The organism is Micromonospora sp. NPDC000442 (assembly GCF_042898635.1).
Taxonomy (GTDB): Bacteria; Actinomycetota; Actinomycetes; order Mycobacteriales; family Micromonosporaceae; genus Micromonospora.
This window is the reverse complement of record NZ_JBIAYZ010000040.1, coordinates 1-15,781: the sequence shown is the minus strand read 5'-3', so window position 1 is coordinate 15,781 and position 15,781 is coordinate 1. Positions and strand designations below refer to the sequence as shown.

The following is a 15,781-nucleotide window of genomic DNA, read 5'->3' as shown; positions in this document are numbered from 1 at the left end:
CAGCCCTTGGTCCTGATCCTCTTCCCTCGACAAGAAGAATGATCAACCAAGGGCTGCGGCCATGATCCGCCAGGGTCGATACAAACCGACCACAGGTTAAAGATCAAGCTAGGAGCTGTCCTGCTGAAGCGCCCAGGTCCTGCTGTCAGATCTACGACAGACGTGCGCTGCATCGCTGTAAGAGTTTGTCCGAACCGTCACCAGCCGCCAGCGAGCCCCAGGCGGGGGTCGGTTCGCGAGGGCCGGGGTTGAGCTGCGCCGACGTGTGCAGCCTCAACCAGTAGTTACCTCGGAGCAATATAAACTCCGCGGGCTATTGACAGCACAAATAGGCCAGAGGAGACCGGCTGAACATGTGAATAGTCGGGGTCCCGCTGGTAGGACCCCTGCCGGTAATGTCCGCGGCACCTTGTGGGGAGGTGAGGTCGATGCTTGCCGTGCTGGAGGTACCGTCCGCCGTCAAGCGGAGCGGGTGATCACCGCAAATGCGGCCGAACTGGGCTCCTCACAACGTTGCAGTCGGCTCGCCGCCTGGAGTCCGATCCTGGTGGTGCAGGCTGCCGTCGAGTTGGTCACTGCAGGCGAGGCTGGCCCTGGCGCCAGTCCGCACTGTCGTTGGTACGTCTCGGACTGCGACGCCCAGGGCAAGCCCGGGCGCACGGACGTGTGAGGGGAGGTGGCATCGAGCGTGGAGGAAGTCAGGCGGGGCGAGACAGTAGAGATCTTGGAGTACCTGCATAGGAAGCTGGATGACCACTTCCGCCGCCTGAGCGAGACTCGTCAGCAGCTGGACCCCGTGACGCCGGTCTTCGCGCTGGAGCACGACCTAGGCGAGACGGAGCTTGACCGGCTGAAGTTGACCGTGCGTGCGGCGGTCGCGCAGGGATTCGGTGCCCGCGTCAGTCATTGGTGGCTGCCGTTCGTTGTCTATGCAGCCGAGTCGGGCTACGACTACATCGGAGATGAATACTGGCCCAGCTTCGAGGCCTCGACGCCATTGTGGCGCACGCATGGCGACCGACAGCGCATCAAGATGTGGTTCATGAAGTTCGCCGACGAATACGGCGGAGCGGTGCCTACTGGCGCGTTTGCGCAGAACTTCACCATCATCGCCTGGCCAATCACGCACGCCGTACTGCCTACCTACTTGCAGCGGCAGCTTGCTCAACTCCTCTTCGAGTTCCGGACGGGGTTGACGACAAGGCTGCTGGGCGATCCGAATGCGCTCGGCGCCATGCTTGCCTCTCGGGCGGGTGGGTACACCGAACGCTTCCGCATCTTCTGCGAGAACGCGACACTACTTGGACAGGTCGCTGCGGCCCTGTTGTCTGGTGATGACGAAGAGTCGCCGTACCTCATGCGCTCAACGCTACTTCGCCTCGTCGATGGACTGTCTCGCGGGCACCAGTCTCGACACTGGCTCACGCAGGCAAAGCAGTCCGCCAGCCGTGTCCGCGCAAGCGGCTTCCGCTCACATAGCACGGGGACGGCGTCACTCGGGCGAAAGGAGCGACTTCCGGCCGCAACCGATCCGAAACTGCTTCTCCGGTATCAGGAGCGCGGATGGCGGGTGTATGCCCAACTTCCGGACCTTAGCTCGCTTCACGGTCGACTGCCACACGTCTACGACCAACTCCGATCGTCGCGAGCCCGCATCGCCGGCGTTGACGGCAAGATGCTTGCGACTGGTCGCCTCGTCTACCCCGGTCAGGAAGTGCGACTCACCTCGTGGCCTCGCCGGGAGACGCCGTTCATCCAGCTTGAGCGTGCGTCTGCGCCGGTGAACGGGCTGATCGCTGATCAATGCATGATCAGCGCGGGTCCGTGGTGGCTGTTCCGGCGACGCGACGCTGGTCCTGCCGTGGAGGTTAAGGGCAAGGTTGTCCGACCCCGGCATTCGTATGTGCTGGTCGGCGACGGCGCGACAGAGCCGCCGGACGTCCCGTGGCTCACGGAGACGGCCATCCACGTTGATGCAATGCGAGCGTTTGACCTGTCCGTTCCCAAGGTCATTGGTGAGGCTGACGAAGCCGCACTCGTCGCGACGGGCATCTCGGTCCTGGCGGATGTTGCGGTGCGACCAATCGGCCTGGTGGCGAACGCCTGGGACGGTGAAGGCTCAGTTGAGTGGCTCGCTGGCGAGCCCGCCATGATCGGGATCCACGCCGAGCGGGCACCAGAGAAGTGCGTCGTCGCGGTCGATGGCATTCCACATGTCATGGCGTGGCCAGCCCAGCAGTCCGACCTATTCGTCTCGCTCGAGGGGCTCACGGTCGGAACGCACGAGGTCAAGGCCACGCTGCTGGCCACTGGGGGCGACCAGTCGCTTACTGAAGGCTCGCTTCTCGTCACGATCCACGACCCACAGGTGCGGCCTGAGAGTGCAACGTCGGGCGAGGGCATCCGACTGCTCGCGTCCCCAGCACGGCCAAGCCTGACGGATTTGTGGGCGGAACGTGCCGCGCTCTCCATCGACGGCCCGCCGGCAGCAACCGCAGACCTCTCGGTGATCCTCCGTGGTGCGGACGGCAAACGGCTAGCCAAGATCCGCCGTCGCATCGATCTGCCAATGAACTCTCTAGCATGGAGCAAGTTCGCACAGCGCGAGTTTCGCAACTCTGACCTCCGGGGCAGCTACGACGAAGCGGAGTCCTGCGAGGTCTCGGTCTCCAGGGCAGGGGTCGGCTTCGCCTCACTCGTCTGTGACCGAGGATTCCAGGCACTGCGCTGGGTCGTCGTGAAGCGCCACCGTCGACGTGGTGCTCGGCTCGTCGATCGGACCGACGGCGACAACACTCGTGTCGAATTCTTTCCGGTGGAGTCACCGCTCGTCGGAGTCTTCTACCAGCCGGGCTCGGAGATCGAAGCACCACCGCGCGGTGGCTTGCTTCGGGCAACCGCGGGAGACGTGGAAGCCGCAGTCATCCTTCCTCCGGATCCCAACCAACTTCTGGCGATGGGAAGTCCTCGCTCGTCTGTCCACGTCGTATCCAACACCCGGCACGAACTCATACGCCTGATACGAGCCCACCACTACTGGTTGTGTGCCGACCTGCCGGCCGATCCGTTCGCGCGGTACCAGCAGAGCGTTGCTCTGGAGGCGATCACTCGCGCGCTTGTCTCGGTTATCGCCGGGAATCACTGGGCGCGGCTGGAGCGCAAGCTCGAGAGCGCGGATGTCTTGGATCATCTGGACGAAATGCAGGCGATGGTCGGTATTTCCTCCAGCCATAAGGCGCTCGCCAAGGACATCGCCGATCGCCTTTGGCGGTGGTCGGACTCGGCGGACTCGCTGCTTCAGGGTTTCGCTGGCGCGATCGCCTCGACGGCCGCGAGCAGTGGCATTGACGATCCGCCTCTGGCCGCAAGGTTTCTCGTCTTCTTGGCACGCAGCCCCGGACGCATCGCGGAATGGGACGCATCGAGGCGAGATGGGCTCCTGAACCGCGTCGTCAACACTCCTGTCCTGTTGCGGGCGGCTCGATTTGCTGTGTTGGGCACCGATGCATATCGAGCGGACACGATAAAGCCTGGTATGGGAGGCTCCAGATGAAAGTTTCCCGATTGTCTGCTGCGGATGCGACCCAACTCGCTGTGAAGACGCTTGGCCTCGACGAGGAAGTAGTTGACCTGCTGTCACAGGAAGCACTTTCCGCCTCCCTGCGGAGAGCAGGATCGTTCCTATGCCCCGCCACGCCGCGTCAGATCGTTGATGCCGTGCTCGAAGCTGCTGGTCCCCTGGCACCAAGTGGCGGGCCGTCTCGTGATGACCTCATGGACCTACTTGACCTTCTGATCTCGGCAGGTGATCTGCTCGAACTGCGCCAGCGGTCGATGCACGCAACCAGACTGCTCTTCCTTGGTCCGCCGTCCTATGTGGTCAAGGAGCCTGGCCGGTACCTGCTGCTCGGGATCCGTCCGTTCGGCGCGGCGTTGGTCGGTGAGGCTCTGGCGAGCGACGTTCTGTACGAGGGCCACACCCGCACCATCGAGTTAGCCGAGGACACTGCCGGGGAACTGCTCACAGCGCTCGGATTGCACGAGATCACGCGCGAACAGTGGGCGATGCATCCTGCCGCCGTTTCGGCTTCAGAATTTCTTGACGCGTACCGCCAACGGCTTGACAGCGCAGGTCCATCTGGCCAGGTCAACGGCCTGACCGTGATCGATTCGAACAGTCCGGTGCGGTATTACCGCGGCCGATGGCGGGCAACGAGGCCGAGCGATAGCGGTGACTTCGTCGCCCGGCGCCCGCAGGCCTACGGAGCGGACCTCTGGTGCTTTGTGCGCGTCGCTGAGGGAGTCCCACAACGGCTCGTCGACCTCCCCGTCGCCGACGCGACCAGACCGGGACACGACGAAGCCTGGCGTCTGCAAGCGGCACTCGATGCGGAGCGTGGCCAGCCCCAGGTCATTCGGACCGGGTCCGCAACTGGAGGGAGCGCGTACGAGGTCGTGGATCTCTTCTCACCGGTGCCAAGTTGGGCGGAGCGGTACCTCGAATTGGTCGGGCTATCGTTGCCGCGCTCGAAGGGCTCGCTGTTTTCATACCGCGTGCCGACCGGAGCTATGCTCGACCTCACGGCGTTTCTTGCTGACATGTTGTGGATGCTCGTCTCGGACGGGGGAAGAATAGAGTGACGGCGGAAGTGCCCACCATCGCGGAGACGATCAGAAAGATCCAGGACGCGCTGCGTGACTACATCGAGGCCACCTACCACGTCGGACACCCGACCCTGATCGACCAACGCCGGGCGTTGCTTGAACAGGAAGGGGTGCTGTTCCGGGCACCATTCATCGAGAGCACGCCGCGTTACAAGACGAACCGACGGTTCAGCGATCTCGAGCTTGATCCGGCGGCGCAGAAGATCTTCGCCAGCCTGACCTCCCCGCACGGCAACAGATCTCCGCTGCTCTACGACCCGCCGTACACGCACCAAGCGCAGGCGCTTGAGTGGACGTCGCGGGACGGTCGAAGCCTCGCAGTGACCACTGGCACTGGATCCGGCAAGACGGAGTCCTTCCTGCTCCCGATGCTTGGCAAGCTCGCGGCCGAGGCAGCCCACCGACCTGAGTCATTCGAAGCGCCAGCCGTCCGCACCCTCATTTTGTATCCGATGAACGCGCTGGTAAACGATCAACTCGGTCGGCTGCGCCTGCTCCTCGGTGATCCACGAGTGGCCACTCAGTTCACTGCCTGGGCCGGCCGCCCTGCCCGATTTGCGCGGTACACCAGCCGGACGCTTTACCCCGGCGTTCGAAAGGTCGAGAAGGACCAAGAGCGACTTCGCTCGATTGAGAAGTTCTACGTCTTCCTCCTTGAACAGGCGGCCGATCCCACATCCCCGTCGTACGCCGACGCGGTCGCCCTGATCGACAAGCTGCAGGCACGTGGCAAGTGGCCGGCCAAGCCCGACCTGCAGTCCTGGTATGGCGCGAGTGGAAGCCGTTGGAGGGACAAGAAAGGTGAATTCGTTCGTGCTGTCATGCGACCCGAGGATCCAGAACTCCTCACGCGGCATGAGGTGTTGAGTGCTCCGCCAGACGTTTTGATCACTAACTATTCGATGCTGGAGTACATGCTGATGCGGCCGCTTGAGCGGCCCGTCTTTGATGCCACGCGGGCATGGCTGGCAAACAACCCCGTTGAGAAGTTCTTGCTCATCATCGACGAGGCGCACCTCTATAGGGGTGCCGCAGGTGCGGAGGTCGCGTTGCTGCTGCGGCGGCTTCGCGCCCGACTCGGCATCTCCAGTGATCGCTTGCAGGTGATCTGCACCAGCGCGAGCTTCGCAAGCGCCGAATACGCCCGGGAGTTTGCGGCACAGCTGACGGGCAAGTGCGAGGACGACTTCAGGACCGTCGAGGGCCGGCTCGCGCTCCGTGAGCACGCCGCCGCCGGCACCGCTGAGGATGCAGCGATCTTGGCGGCTCTGCCGATGGCTAAGTATTACGAGGCGTCGAGCGACGAGGCTAGGACCAAGGCGGTGCGTAGCCTGCTCGACTATCGCGGAGTGACGGCCGTCGAAGGCGCCTCGGTCGGGTCGATGCTCCATGACGCCCTCAGCACCTGGGGGCCGATGAGTCTGGTCGTCAACGAGACGATGAAACAGGCGCAGCCAGTCAATGAGTTGGGCTCGATGATTTTTCCGTCAATCGATAAGGAACTGGCGGACCGAGCAGTCTCGGCGTTGGTTGCCCTTGGGAGCGCAGCTCGGCGCTCAGATGATGACGCTGGTCTCCTTCCGTGCCGTGTTCACGCGTTCTTCCGCGGGCTGCCCGGTTTGTGGGCATGCATCGATCCGGACTGCCCCGAGGTCGACCGCAAGGCGGGTCCCACTGTCCGGCCGGTGGGCGCGCTCTACGCTCAGCCGCAGGCGACCTGTGGTTGTGGAGCCCGGGTCTTTGAGCTTTACACCTGCAGGCACTGTGGCTCCGCCTACGCCCGCACCTACACCGATGACGTCATCGACCCCAGCTTCCTGTGGCACGAACAGGGTGGAGAGTTCCAGGCCTCCTCGGGAGCCATCCCAGAGTTGCAGCCGCTTGACCTTCTCCTGGAAGCGCCGGCCGAGCAGAACGTTGAGCCTGCGGATATCGACCTTGTTACTGGACGGCTTAATCCCGCGGAACTGGGGGAGCGGAGCCGCGTTGTCTTCCTGCCGACGCCGCGGGCGGGCGAGGCGATCACCGGTGAGGAGGACGAAGATGAGGCGGAGGCCAGCGGCCAGTTCACGCCGTGCGGTGTGTGCGGCCAGCGGGCCGGGTTCGGTCGCTCCTCTGTGCAGAACCATCAGACCAAGGGCGACCAGCCGTTCCAGGCGCTGGTGACCCGTCAACTCGAAGTCCAGCCCGCCAGCGCTCAGGAGTACTCGGACTTCGCGCCACTTCGCGGTCGGAAGGTGCTCACGTTCTCGGACTCACGTCAGGTCGCAGCGCGCCTCGCGCCCAATCTGCAGAACTACTCCATGCGCGACGTGATCCGGCCCGTGGTGCTGCGGGGGTGGCAGGAGTTGTCGAAGCAAACAGCGCTCGCCCCGGCCCTCAGCCTCGAACGGATGTACCTCGCGGCGATGGTCGGTGCCCGGCTGCTTTCGGTACGGCTGCGTCCCGAACTGCGGCCTGCCGAGTCGCTTGAACCTCTCAAGGAGGTCGCGAGGTCGCTTGAGAACGGCGCGCTTGAGGGCAACCAAGCGGAACTGATGCAACTCTCCTTGATTACTGATCAGCCCCCGCAAGCCTTGCTTCGTGCCATGTACGCCACGCTGACAGACCGATACTACGGGTTTTCTTCGCTCGGCCTGGCGTCGATCCGGGAGCGGGCCAATCTTTGGACGCCGCTACTCGTAAAGCTCCCGGATATCGCGGGCGTGGCGACAACCGAGGAGACCAAGCAGGCGCTGGTCCGGCTCTGGCTTAGCCAATGGATGACCAGCAACCGTGGCGTCTGGTTCCCGAGCATGCCTGACGGTGACTGGTGGAAGACCAAGGGCGGAGTGAAGCCACACGGCGGTAAGTTTAAGGCGATCCAATCGTGGTTGCGCACGGCTGCGGCTCGAAAGCAGTTTGCCGAAAACTGGCTGCCGACGCTGGTGCAGATCTTCTGCGAAGGAGTCGCGGGCAACAAGTTCAAGCTGTTGGCCTCGCGGGTCGCGCTCGAGTTGGGTGGCCTGTGGGGCTACTGCGAGCGCTGCCGGTTCACGCAGCGACCGTTCCCGGGCACGACGCGCTGTGTTAGTTGCGGGGCGGACCGCGTTCGGACATTGAACCCTGACGAGGACGCCGTATTCCAGGCACGCAAGGGGTACTACCGTGCAAGTGCTGCCCGGGCCTTGGCTGATCCGCCCGAATCGCCGATGAGCATCATCGCGGCGGAGCACACGGCGCAGCTGAACGCCGCGCAGTCGGACGAGGTGTTCTCCAAGGCCGAGGAACACGAACTGCTCTTCCAAGACGTCGATCTGGGTCTTCCGCGTACTGGTGAACAGCAGCGCGCCGCAATCGACGTTTTGTCTTGCACTACGACGATGGAAGTCGGTATCGATATTGGCAGCTTGTCCGGTGTCGCGCTCCGCAACATGCCGCCGTCGCGTGCCAACTACCAGCAACGAGCCGGTCGTGCCGGTCGTCGGGGCAACGCTGTGGCCACCGTGCTTGCCTTCGGAAGCGCCGATACCCACGACGATCACTATTTCCGCCAGCCGGAACTGATGATCCGAGGCAAGGTCGACGATCCCATCCTCACGATGGACAACGACGAGATCGCGCGGCGTCACGTCACCGCCTATCTGTTGCAGCGTTACCACCAGGACCGGCTGCCGAAGATTGAACCCGAGATGCAGCCGCAGTTGTTCGAGGTGCTGGGCAAGGTCGAGGGGTTCGCGGGAACGACGTCGCCGCTGAACCGGACTGATCTCGAGGATTGGTTGAAGGTCAACGAGCTTGTCCTTCGCGGCGAGATTGCCTCGTGGCTCCCGAGCGAACTGAATGCCAGCGATCGGGACACCCTGCTCGACGGCATCGTCACAAGGACGCTTGACGACATCGACACGGCGCTCAACCTCGACACTGATGGCAGTCTCCCGGAGCACTCGGAGGATGACTCCGAACCCGAGACCGACGATGTTGAAGCTGATGGGCCAGCCGAGGATGGTGCGGAGGTGCCAAGCGCGCGGCGGAGCCAGAGCAACCTCCTGGATCGTCTGCTCTACAAGGGTGTGCTGCCGCGCTATGCCTTTCCCACAGATGTGGTCGCGTTCCACGTGTTTGACATCGATCGGTCGACGCCGTATCGGGCTGAGGTCCTGTACGCGCCGAGTCAGGGCCTGCCGGTGGCGCTTAGCCAGTATGCGCCCGGCAAGGTGGTGTGGATCGATAACAAGGAGTGGACGTCGGGAGCGCTCTACGCGCCTGTGAGGAAGGAGCTTTCCAAGGCGTGGGAGGACAAGCTCCTGTACTTCGAGTGCCAAGTGTGCCACTACGCCAAGCACTTCTCGTACAGGGAAGCGGAACGCGGCGAGACACGTGAGTGCCCGGCCTGTGGCGCCGCGGACAAGTTCGGGGCGGCCAAGAACTGGATCCGCCCGCCGGGCTTCGCTCACCGCGCCAATGAGGCTCCCGGCACCAGCCCCGATGATGCGCCCGCACGGAGCTACGCCACGAGGGCGAAGCTCATGGCGCCCGGCCCGACCGAGGAGTCCGCGTGGCAGCACGTCACTGATCGACTCGAACAGACGTACCGACGCGAGACCCTGCTCGTAACCAATACCGGTCCACGTACTGAGGGCTACACCTACTGCACGCTCTGCGGATTGATCGAGCCAACAGCGACAGCATCAACCGCCGTCGTCGGCCCGCATCCGAAGCCGTATCCTGATGAGAAGGAGCCTTCGTGCCCTGGTTCGAGGTCAACCCGTGGCCTGGTGCTCGGCACCGACTTCATCTCGGACGTCTTGCTAGTGCGCTTGAAGGTGGCTGCGCCAATCACGTTGCGCCCAGCGTTCCTCTCGACACACGTCGCGCTTCGCACTATCGCGGAGGGCCTGACGATTGCGGCAACCAGGAAGCTCGACATCGAGGCGACGGAACTCCAGGCCGAGTATCGACCGGCGCTCACGCCGCTTGGCAGCGAGGGGCTTGAATCCGAAATCTACCTCTACGACACGCTCGCCGGTGGCGCTGGCTTCACCCGGCGGGTCAACGACTACGGGATGGAGATCTTCGAGCAGACGCTGGAACTTCTGGAGGGATGCCCAACTGGCTGTGACGAGTCCTGCTACCGCTGTCTTCGGAGCTTCCGCAACCGCTTCGAGCATGGCCTGTTGGACCGGCACGCTGGCGCCAGCCTGCTTCGCTACCTGATCCACGGGACTCCTCCGCAGCTTGATCCTGTCCGCCTCGGTCAATCGGCTGACAAGCTGTTTGAGGACTTGACGAGCCACGGGATCGACGGCGTGACCTTCGAGCGCAAGGCCGAGATTGAGATCGAGGGGATCGGACCGGTCACCGCGCCGATCCTGGCCACTAGGGGCAACCAGCAATGGATCCTCGGTATTCATGGACCGCTCACGCCTGACGTCGCGCCGACCGACGAACTGCGGGACGCCAAGGAGTTCGGCAGCGTGCCGGTTCGCCTGATCGATGACATCGTGATCGCGCGCAACTTGCCCTTCGCCAGCCACACGGTCCGGGATTCGCTGACGTGACCGGAGGTGGGCTTAGGTTCGACCCCGCCGTCGAGACGTCCGCAGGTGTCTCGCCGCAGCGTCCGGACCTTTGGAGTTACTCTTCACTCACGGAGGTCGAGGCTTGCCCGCGGCGTTGGATGCTGACCCGGGCGCAGTACCCCGACCTCTGGTCACGCTCGGGCTATCCGATGATGCCCGTGATCGCAGTCTTCGGCGACGTCGTGCACAGTGCGCTGGAGGCGATCCTGAAGGCGCTCATTGCTGCGGGCTGCGAATCGACACGCGTTGCGGGGGCGGCCCAGGTCCTTCGCGAACTCGGCGGGATCACGGCGGTGGTCGAACGTGCCCTGAAGGACCGATTGGCTCGGATGGATGAAAATCCGCGTCTGAACCGCGATCGCGGACGTCGTCTCGGCTGCGAACTCAGTGACCGCGTGCCCGAAGCGCGTGCGCAGGTCCAGGCATACCTGAGGCGAATTGGCCTGCCTTCAGGCAGCCAACCCAAGCAGCGGGCTGCCAAACCGGATCGTGGAAACAGCGGGTCGATCTCATGTCCGCAGCGCGAACCAATCGGAACCGGCGCATATCCGGAGATCACGCTGACAGCCGGTGAGCTGCGGTTAACCGGTCGCGTCGATCTGCTTACCGTCGCTGACGCTGTCGTGCGGATTACGGACTACAAGACGGGGGCCGAGGATCCGAGCCACCTCGACGAACTGCGCACCTATGCATTGCTGTGGCGCTTGGACAGAGCGGCGAACCAGAGCGGGCGGAAGGTCACCGACCTCATGGTCACTTATCCGAGCCGCGAGGTGTCGGTCCCGGCGCCCGCAGATGAAGAGCTCTGGGAGTTCGGGCAGACGTTCGAGACGCGTATCGCCGCCGCCGACACGGAGCTTGCGGCAGCGATCCCGACGGCGGTCACGCGCGAAGACGCCTGTGGCTTCTGTCAGGTCCGCCAGCTTTGTGGGGAGTACTGGGAGCAGGTCGTTCCGAACCCCGACAGGGTTTCCCCTGGCGGCTGGTTCGACTACCAAGGCATCGTCGGTCCGCAAAATGGTGTCCGCAGCTGTTGGATGATGAGTCGCCGGACGGGCAAGCGCGAACTCCTGCTGCGGACGCCGTCACCATCGACTGTGCTTACCTCTGGTAGCCAGATACGAGTGCTCGGCATTCGGTTGGACAACGATCTCGAGGTCGACGTGGTGATCGGTGCAGTGTCGGCTTCGTCAGAGGTGTTCGTCGTGACTGATGCCAACGCGGCTAGTGCACGGATCGGCGTCGAGGGTCGACACTGCAATTGACGCAGCCCTGAATCCCGGCATAGATGACGGATTTCGGCGGCTCTCGCGGCCGCGTCAATACATGATCAGAGCCGGCGGCGTGGACGGGGTCCGGGGCGGTGAGATCGGATGGCGATGGTCAGCTCATCGTTGATGTTGTCGACCGGCGCAGCCCGCGCTTTGGCTCGGCGGTAGTTGTGTAGCAGCACCGAGATCTCTCCACTGACCGACGGTGCAGCGAGAATCAGCGAGGCGACAAGTTCTTTGCGATTTGTTCGTTCGCCGGCTTCCTCAGCGAGGGCTACGAGATCGTCAAGGCGGTCGCTGATCGGGCCCGGCAGTGACAGGCCGATTCGCTTCTCGGGGCACTCGGGTAGAGGGGTATCGGCGCTAATCCGCCGCCGCGTGGTCATGTACCTGCTCCGGACACTGGGGTAGTCTATCGCCTGAACGCGCGTCTATCACGTATCTATCACATATCGTCTAGCGTCTGGTGATCATGCATCCGGCGATCGGGCCGGTGGGAGGTGGCATTAGTGGCGGCGCAGGTAGACAGCGTTTCGGCCGTTCGGCCCACCCTGGTGAACCCCGCCAACTTCCTCGTCGCCACTCGTGACAGCGGCTACAAGACGACCGGGCTCGCGGTCGCAGAGCTGATCGACAACTCCCTGCAGGCGGGAGCGCGACATGTCGCGGTGGACGTTGCAGCGGGGCGAGGTGGCGATTGCCGGGCTGAGATCACAGTGACGGACGACGGTGACGGCATGGACGCCGCCTCCCTCGCGGGGGCCCTGACATTCGGAGGAACCAGCCGGTTCAACGACCGGAACTCGCTGGGCCGCTACGGCATGGGGCTGCCGAACGGTGCGCTTAGTCGTAGCCGTCGCGTCGAGGTTTACACGTGGCGGCGGAGTTCTGGTGTCCTGTGGTCGAGGCTGGACATCGACGAGTTGGCTCAATCGGGCGACGTGACGCTGCCTCCCGTCGAGCTCATCGACCGGCCGGAGTTCGTCCCTTGCACAACGTCCGGGACGGTAGTGCGACTGACGCGCTGTGACAGGGTGGAGTACAAGCGTCCCTCAGCCCTCGCACGTAGGCTTCGGGAGGACCTAGGACGGATCTATCGACACTTTCTTGCCAGGGGCGTCATCTTGCAGGTCAACGGCCAGCTCGTGGTGGCAAATGATCCCCTTTGTCTCCTACCAGGATCGAAAATCACCGGTGGTAGGCAATTCGGGGACGATCTACGGTACGAGATCCCCGTTAGCTCGGCGACCGGCGCCATCTCCGTCACGTTCAGTGAACTTCCGATCGATCGCTGGCACGCGTTGTCTACGGAAGAAAAGCGCAGCATGGGTGTGACCGCTGGCCCGCCCGTCTCCGTCGTCCGCGCAGGCCGTGAGATCGACCGGGGATGGTTCTTCATGGGTGGCAAGCGCCGCGAGAACTACGATGACTGGTGGCGATGCGAGATAAGGTTCGATCCGATCCTCGACGAGTTGTTCGGGATCACTCACGCGAAACAGACTATCTCCCCACGGCCCGAACTTTTGGACATCATTTCACCGGACTTGGAGACGATCGCACGCGCGTTGAACGGCCGCGCTCGGAATCGCTTCCTCCTTGTGAAGGCAACCGAGCCGCTGAACGCGGCGGAAAAGCAGGCTGCCCGCGCCGACCCGTCGCTGCCATCCCTGCCGCGCGGACGCCGTTCCGTACCTGGGGAGCTGAAAGACCTGGTCGACGGTCTGAGCCGAAACGAGGCCCCGTATCAGATCGCGGCGGCTGAGTTGCCTACGATGGCGGCATACGAAGTCGTCGTACGGGATCGGCAGATCGTTGTGTTGCTCAACACCAAGCACCCCTGGTATCGCGATCTTTACGGTCCGCTAGCGATGAGCGAGTCGGGTAGGGATCATGATCTTGCGCGGCAGGTTGCACTCACCGTTCTAGCCTCTGCTCGTGCTGAGGCCGCGCTGTTGCGAGGTGCCGAGCGGGGGCATGCCCAGAGGCTCCGCCAGGCATCATCCAATGTGCTCGCCACCTTCATGAATGCCTAGCATGATTGAGGTGTGGTACACGTTGCCGTGGCCGCCAGGGTGTCGCACCGCGGACCGGCGGGCCTACGCAGCACTTGGCCAAGCGCTGATGGGCGATGAAGGCTCAGCGCGTCAAGCGGCGCGCGAACGCTGCCTTGCCCGTGAGAACGCCGCCCTAACAGCCGCTGCGCACGTTCTGCTCGATCTTGTCGGTCAGGGCTGGAACGTGCGAGTCAACGACGATGAGGTGTGGGTCGCCCCGCCACTGCGCGTAGCTGATCCAGTCGAGGAGAAGCACCGAGTTCGTCGCCAAGAGCTCATCAAGCGGGACGAGCAACTGGCCACCCCGTCGGTGCGTCGGTTCGTCGCGTCCATGGAGAAGCCGCGGGAGTTCCGCGGAAACTTCGTGTCGATCTTCAGCCTCATGCGTGACGGCAGCGAACTCGCCAGCGCGTTGAGGGCCCTAAACAGCGAGGGCGAAGCCGAGCCCGGACGCCTGCGAAAGGTGATCGACCCCTACATTCAAATCGTATCGGGCGAGCGATGTTCGCAGACCGGGTTCAAGCTAATGGACATCTGGCGATACTTCCGCCATACCTGGTCGAACCAATACACCAGCACCCCTGGGCGGACGATGATGTTCCTGGTCCGGGACCGAGCAGTTCCCTTCCACCCAGTAATCGGGATCGCCGCGCTCGGAAGCGCCGTCGTGCAGCTGGCCGAGCGGGACGACTGGATCGGCTGGCAGCCGAGGGTGTTCCTTGAGAGCCTCCGCGCCGACCCAACCTTGCGTATGGCTCGCTGGATTACCGCTCGTCTGCAGACCTCGCTGGACGAACTGTATGTCGACGACCTGGTCAAGGACGGTCTGTACTGGCCCTCGTTGTGGGACAATCCGGCCAGTGAAGCGATCGAGCGGTTGCTGAAAGAGGCTGAAAGCCGCCGGCGGGATCATCACCGGTTCGTTAGACCGACGGACTTCAAAAAGATTCACGACGCAGACGACGTCGAGGGATGGCGTCGGCGTGCCGAGTCCGACCTCTTCCGCAGCAAGCGCTGCCTGGCGCTGGCCGACCTGCTCGGCGCACGGCAAGCGCTCGCACCCTACCTGTACCCAAAGGAGACCAGCGCAGGGCTGTCCCACGCGCTCGACAACCCCAAGGCAAGACGGGCGATCATGTCCGTGCTAAGGCGGGCGAAAGCTGACGCGGTGGGCACAGAGATCGCGGACCTCACGGTCTGCGGAGCGGTCGCGCCCTACAACGCGTTGCTGGGCGGCAAACTCGTCAGCATGCTGGCGGCGAGTCCCGCCGTAGTGATGGCATATCGGCAGCGCTACGGGGCCTATGCGAGCGAGATCGCATCCTCGATGGCGGGTCGGCCGATTCGCCGACGGTCAAACCTCGTGTTCGTCGGGACGACCTCGCTCTACGGCTCCGGCGCTAGCCAGTACAACCGGATCCGTATTCCGCCTGAGGTCCTCGGCGGATCGTCAGCCATCGAATTCCGCCAACTCGGCCGCTCGAAGTCGTTCGGTACGTCCCATCTATCGACCGAATCGGTGCGCGCGTTGGTGCGCCTCGCAGAGAGGACCGCCGGCGGTGCACGTGTCAACAGCATCTTCGGGGAAGGTGTGAATCCGAAACTCAGAAAAGTTCGTCACGGCTTCGACCTGCTGGGGTGGCCGTCGGACACGTTGCTGCAGCATGGTCGTCAACGCATCATCTACGGCGTCAGCCTGGTGGACAACCTACTGCCGTACGTACTCGGCGTCGACGCAGAGCCAAGGTATAAATTCCGGCGCCGCCCTGGCCGATGCGACGTGGACGCGATCTCCGAATGGTGGATGCGACGGTGGCTTCATCCACGCAGCAAGTCACCGACGGTGCTGGAGGCGGTTGCGGCGCACCGGGTGACCAGACCGGTCAGCCATGGTGCTCGAGTCACGCTACCTGACCTGCCACTGGCACCTGACGAGCACGAACAGTTGGAGTTGTACTGACCCAAAGCTCGAGCGCCCGTCCTACGGCGATAGCCCCCTTGCCATGGCCGGTGGGAGTTCGTGTGGGATGACCTCTGTGATCGTTGACCGAACGCTCGTGCTGCTCGCAAGCCAACATTTCCGCCAATGCTGAGAACCCCACACGGAGCTCGGACTGCATGTTCAGGACAGTAAAACCTGACTTGGCTCACGATCATGGATCACGAGCGGTCTCGTCGCGTTGACCTGCGGGTTCTTGGCTCCTCGTGAGCGAATCTGCGCACTAATTCT

General features: G+C 63.6%; 7 protein-coding genes. 6 read left to right on the top strand and 1 reads right to left on the bottom strand.

Translation table 11 applies throughout. The annotated features are described in order from the left end of the window. Nucleotides 1-724: 724 nt before the first annotated feature. Genes ACFY2A_RS30220 through ACFY2A_RS30205 form a run of 4 tightly spaced genes read left to right on the top strand, consistent with a single transcriptional unit; the run spans nucleotide 725 to nucleotide 11,491 of the window. Entirely contained in the window at nucleotides 725-3,553 is a 2,829-nt protein-coding gene (locus ACFY2A_RS30220; RefSeq protein WP_387176707.1) for a hypothetical protein, read from the top strand. Beyond that, nucleotides 3,550-4,641 (top strand): hypothetical protein, encoded by a 1,092-nt coding sequence (locus ACFY2A_RS30215; protein WP_387176705.1) that lies wholly within the window; start codon nucleotides 3,550-3,552, stop codon nucleotides 4,639-4,641. Before ACFY2A_RS30220 ends, ACFY2A_RS30215 begins: the two co-directional genes overlap by 4 nt. Nucleotides 4,642-4,649: 8 nt before the next feature. Further along, nucleotides 4,650-10,205 carry a DEAD/DEAH box helicase gene (locus tag ACFY2A_RS30210; protein WP_387176703.1) on the top strand — a complete coding sequence of 1,852 codons (5,556 nt, stop codon included), beginning with the start codon at nucleotides 4,650-4,652 and terminating at the stop codon, nucleotides 10,203-10,205. Beyond that, on the top strand, nucleotides 10,202-11,491 hold the full coding sequence (locus ACFY2A_RS30205) for a PD-(D/E)XK nuclease family protein (protein ID WP_387176701.1): 1,290 nt from the start codon (nucleotides 10,202-10,204) through the stop codon (nucleotides 11,489-11,491). Before ACFY2A_RS30210 ends, ACFY2A_RS30205 begins: the two co-directional genes overlap by 4 nt. A 65-nt stretch (nucleotides 11,492-11,556) precedes the next feature. Here the strand turns inward: ACFY2A_RS30205 and ACFY2A_RS30200 are convergent, their stop codons facing one another. Further along, the gene (locus tag ACFY2A_RS30200; protein ID WP_387176699.1) at nucleotides 11,557-11,883 is read right to left on the bottom strand and encodes a hypothetical protein; all 327 of its coding nucleotides are present in this window, start codon (nucleotides 11,881-11,883) and stop codon (nucleotides 11,557-11,559) included. A gap of 123 nt (nucleotides 11,884-12,006) precedes the next feature. Here ACFY2A_RS30200 and ACFY2A_RS30195 point away from each other — a divergent pair, with 123 nt between their 5' ends. Both ACFY2A_RS30195 and ACFY2A_RS30190 read left to right on the top strand, forming a co-directional pair. Beyond that, nucleotides 12,007-13,530 carry an ATP-binding protein gene (locus ACFY2A_RS30195; RefSeq protein ID WP_387176697.1) on the top strand — a complete coding sequence of 508 codons (1,524 nt, stop codon included), beginning with the start codon at nucleotides 12,007-12,009 and terminating at the stop codon, nucleotides 13,528-13,530. Between the two features lie 10 nt (nucleotides 13,531-13,540). Then, nucleotides 13,541-15,511: a Druantia anti-phage system protein DruA gene (locus ACFY2A_RS30190; RefSeq protein ID WP_387176695.1), complete on the top strand. Its 1,971-nt coding sequence runs from the start codon at nucleotides 13,541-13,543 to the stop codon at nucleotides 15,509-15,511. The last annotated feature ends 270 nt before the right edge of the window (nucleotides 15,512-15,781 follow it).

Coding starts and splice junctions, on each gene's coding strand:
- ACFY2A_RS30215 (WP_387176705.1), top strand. CDS start 3,550: ATGAAAGTTTCCCGATTGTCTGCTGCGGATGCGACCCAACTCGCTGTG.
- ACFY2A_RS30200 (WP_387176699.1), bottom strand. CDS start 11,883: ATGACCACGCGGCGGCGGATTAGCGCCGATACCCCTCTACCCGAGTGC.